The following is a 718-nucleotide window of genomic DNA, read 5'->3' as shown; positions in this document are numbered from 1 at the left end:
ATTATTTTTTCACGGAGGCTTAAACTTATATCCTCACTAACTTAAGGGTAGAACCAAAGAATTGGTTTAAAATTCTAAAAGTAAAAAAAATTTTCAGAACTCAAAAAAATTGGCTTAAGGGCTTTTTCATTAAATATTTACCTGAATCGGTCTCATTGAAGAAATACACATCACCAGTTAAACTGAAATTCAAAGGTTTGATATCAAGAACTTTCTCTTTCAGCTTTCCATTGGAAAAGATCGTAAGAATATATCTCTCTTTAAGTGATTGATTTTCGGAAAAATAAGTTTGATGCAAAATAAAAGTGGTATCTCCTTCCTGATACATATCAACATAATTATCTTCCAAGAAAGCTACTTTATCTTCAGGTGTCATCTGTAAATAGTCGGGAGGTCTCACCAGTTTTTGATACTTCAAATAGTTAGACCTTGGCATTTCCATAGTTTTTAGCTTCGTTCCTTCAAAATCATAGATACTGATTAATGGACGATATTTTTCCAGAACATAAATTTTTTTATTTGAAACCGTTAAATCTGCCATGCTTTCAATTTTATCATTCGGGATAATATTTTTTGTAGATTTATTGGATAAGTCTGTAAAATAAACACCTCCAGTGGAGGACGATTCTTTAGTAGAAACACCCCACCAATAGGAAACCAATCGTATCCACCCGAGCAACCCCGTCTTTGCTTAGTTTGATTTTTTATTAATGAAAAG

2 protein-coding genes are annotated in these 718 nt (G+C 31.9%); both read right to left on the bottom strand.

The window, feature by feature from the left end:
* Positions 1–100: 100 nt before the first annotated feature.
* On the bottom strand, positions 101–541 hold the full coding sequence (locus Q0L00_RS19600) for a hypothetical protein (RefSeq protein ID WP_297338588.1): 441 nt from the start codon (positions 539–541) through the stop codon (positions 101–103).
* The coding region (locus Q0L00_RS19595; RefSeq protein ID WP_297338587.1) for a hypothetical protein at positions 529–718 on the bottom strand (190 nt) is incomplete at its 5' end. The genes Q0L00_RS19600 and Q0L00_RS19595, both read right to left, overlap by 13 nt.

It is taken from the genome of Algoriphagus sp. (genome assembly GCF_024305035.1).
GTDB lineage: Bacteria > Bacteroidota > Bacteroidia > Cytophagales > Cyclobacteriaceae > Algoriphagus.
This window is presented reverse-complemented; position numbering and strand designations above follow the sequence as displayed.